Annotated in this window: 3 protein-coding genes; all 3 read left to right on the top strand. The window is 65.5% G+C overall.

What is annotated here, in order from left to right:
* Positions 1 to 1,736: excinuclease ABC subunit UvrB (gene uvrB / locus ACLL81_RS05000; RefSeq protein ID WP_411287244.1), on the top strand; the 1,736-nt coding region annotated here is incomplete at its 5' end.
* A 4-nt stretch (positions 1,737 to 1,740) separates the two neighbouring features.
* Entirely contained in the window at positions 1,741 to 2,019 is a 279-nt protein-coding gene (locus ACLL81_RS04995) for a hypothetical protein (RefSeq protein WP_411287243.1), read from the top strand.
* A 151-nt stretch (positions 2,020 to 2,170) separates the two neighbouring features.
* The gene (locus tag ACLL81_RS04990) at positions 2,171 to 2,971 is read left to right on the top strand and encodes a DpnI domain-containing protein (RefSeq protein ID WP_411287242.1); all 801 of its coding nucleotides are present in this window, start codon (positions 2,171 to 2,173) and stop codon (positions 2,969 to 2,971) included.
* Positions 2,972 to 2,982: the final 11 nt, after the last annotated feature.

The raw sequence follows: 2,982 nt of genomic DNA, 5'->3' as shown, positions 1-2,982 counted from the left end.
CGATCCTGGAGCGCGACGACGTCATCGTGGTGGCCTCGGTCTCCTGCATCTACGGCATCGGTTCGGTCGAGACCTACACGGCCATGACCTTCTCGCTCGAGCCCGGGCAGAAGGTCGACGAGAAGAAGCTGATGGGCGACCTGGTGGCGCTGCAGTACAAGCGCAACGACGCCGCCTTCGAGCGCGGCTCGTTCCGACGCCGCGGCGACACCCTGGAGATCTATCCGGCCCACTACGAGGACCGCGCCTGGCGGATCAGCCTGTTCGGCGACGAGATCGAGGCCATCACCGAGTTCGACCCGCTGACCGGCAGGAAGACCGCCGACCTCGAGGGCATCAAGGTCTACGCCAACAGCCACTACGTGACGCCACGCCCGACGCTCCGGCAGGCGATCAACCTGATCAAGATCGAGTTGAAGGACCGCCTCGACTGGATGGTGGCCAACGGCAAGCTCTTGGAGGCCCAGCGGCTGGAGCAGCGGACCACCTTCGACATCGAGATGATCGAGGCCACCGGCTCCTGCGCCGGGATCGAGAACTACAGCCGCTACCTCACCGGCCGCCGCCAGGGCGAGCCGCCGCCGACCTTCTTCGAATACATCCCCGACAACGCCCTGCTGTTCGTCGACGAGAGCCACCAGACCGTGCCGCAGATCGGCGGCATGTACCGCGGCGACTACCGGCGCAAGTTCACCCTGGCCGAGTACGGCTTTCGCCTGCCCTCGGCCATGGACAACCGCCCGCTCAAGTTCGAGGAGTGGGAGGCCATGCGGCCGGACACCGTGCACGTCTCGGCCACCCCCGGCCCCTGGGAGATGGAGCGCACCGGCGGGGTGTTCACCGAGCAGGTGATCCGCCCCACCGGCCTGATCGACCCGCCGGTGGAGATCAAGCCCGTCTCCAAGGACGGGTTCAGCCAGGTGGACGACGTCATCGACCAGGTCCGCCAGGTGGCCCTGCAGGGCTACCGCAGCCTGATCACCGTGCTCACCAAGAAGATGGCCGAGGACCTCACCGAGTACATGCACGAGCAGGGCCTGCGGGTGCGCTACATGCACTCCGACGTGGACACCATGGAGCGGATCGAGATCATTCGGGACCTGCGGCTGGGCGCCTTCGACGCGCTGGTCGGCATCAACCTGCTGCGCGAGGGCCTGGACATCCCCGAGTGCGGGCTGGTGGCCATCCTCGACGCCGACAAGGAGGGCTTCCTGCGCTCGGAGACCAGCCTGATCCAGACCATCGGCCGCGCCGCGCGCAACATCGACGGCCGGGTGATCCTCTACGCCGACCGCATCACCGGCTCCATGGAACGCGCCATGGCCGAGACCCAGCGCCGGCGCGAGAAGCAGGCGGAGTACAACGCCGCCCACGGCATCACCGCCACCAGCATCAAGTCCTCCATCAAGGACATCCTGGCGTCCCCTTACGAGAAGGACCGGGTGACCATCCCCGTGGGCGTGGCCGAGGACGGCGCCAAGCCGTTCCTGGGCGACAACTTCAAGGCCACCCTCAGGGACCTGGAAAACCGCATGCGCGCGGCGGCTTCAAACCTGGAGTTCGAGGAGGCCGCGCGCCTGCGCGACGAGATCAAGCGCCTGAAGATGCTCGACCTGGCCTTCGCCAACGACGCCATGACCGCCCCCGGCGAGGCGGTCGACCGCGGCGCCGAGAAGCGCGTCAAGGCCGAGGCCCGGGCGGAAGCCGCGGCGCGGTTTAGGAAGGGGAAGCGGTAGGGGGATGCGCCAACGGCTCCCCGCGCCGGGCAAGCTCAATATCAGGAGGAACGCGATGCCTGTATTCAGGGTCCTCTGTCGGAAGGACGCCTTTATCGACTACGTGGCCGAGATCGAAGCGAAGGACGCCGAGGAGGCGTCTGCCTTGGCGAACGACAGCCCCAGCTCGTACACTTGGCAAAGCGAGGGTCAGCAAGAATTCGACGCAGCTCTCTATGTCACGCTCAATGGGGATGGCGACGAGATCGAGGGGACCGAGTGCGGCGACCTCGCTACCTGCTGATTGTCATTCCTTGGAATGAGAATGCACCTTCAGGCCCATGGCCAGATTGAAGCTGCGGCCTCGATGGACGTAAGAGCCCGTCCGCCCGCGACTTAAGGAAGGCGTCACGTCTGTCCTTCAGACTCGTCGCCTCAGGGCATTTGGGCGGCGCATGCAGGGCGAGAACGACGAGTTCGACCGGCCGCTCGGCTTCGAGGAGCCACCCGCCCATTTTACCAGCGCGTCGCAGAAGGCGCGCGTGTCCACCGAGACGTGGGCCGCTCCGTGGCTATCCTGTCCGAACTGCGCTCGGCGCGGTCTCGACCACCTGCCGGCCAACAGCAAGGTCGGCGACTTCCGCTGTCCGGTCTGCGCGGAAGAGTTTGAACTGAAAAGCACCCAGAAGGCCTTTGGGCGGACTGTCCCGGACGGGGCCTATTCGGCGATGCAAAGCCGGTTGCGGGCGCGGAACAATCCCAACCTGCTGCTGCTCCGATATGATCGGGCGTCGCTGAGCGCCACCGACTTGATCGTGGTGCCAAAGCATTTCTTCGTTCTGGACATCATCAAGGTTCGTCCGCCTCTCGGGCCCTCCGCCCGTCGTGCCGGGTGGGTCGGATGCAACATTCTCCTCGACCGCATCCCGTTGTCTGGAAGGATCGTGCTTCTGAAGGATCGCGTGCCGACGCCCGCTAGCGTCGTCCAGGAACAGTGGCGGCGCACCCTTTTCCTCCGCGACGCGAGTGAGATGGCGCGGGGTTGGCTTATCGAGGTGATGAAAGCGGTGGAGGCCCTCGGGCGTTCGGAGTTCGACTTGGAGGATGTCTACGCCGCTGAGGCAAAGTTGCAGACGCAGTATCCCAACAATCGCAACATCCGCCCCAAAATCCGACAGCAGCTGCAGGTCCTGCGAGACAAGGGCTATCTCCAGTTCATTGGGCACGGTGTCTATCGACTGACGCGCGTCCCTTAGCCCCCCTCCAC

It is taken from the genome of Phenylobacterium sp. (assembly GCF_046590535.1).
In the GTDB taxonomy this organism is placed as follows: domain Bacteria; phylum Pseudomonadota; class Alphaproteobacteria; order Caulobacterales; family Caulobacteraceae; genus Phenylobacterium.
This window is presented reverse-complemented; position numbering and strand designations above follow the sequence as displayed.

Bases quoted from the DNA above. Each gene is read 5' to 3' on its own strand.
- ACLL81_RS04990 (WP_411287242.1), top strand. From the start codon at position 2,171: ATGCAGGGCGAGAACGACGAGTTCGACCGGCCGCTCGGCTTCGAGGAG.
- ACLL81_RS04995 (WP_411287243.1), top strand. From the start codon at position 1,741: ATGCGCCAACGGCTCCCCGCGCCGGGCAAGCTCAATATCAGGAGGAAC.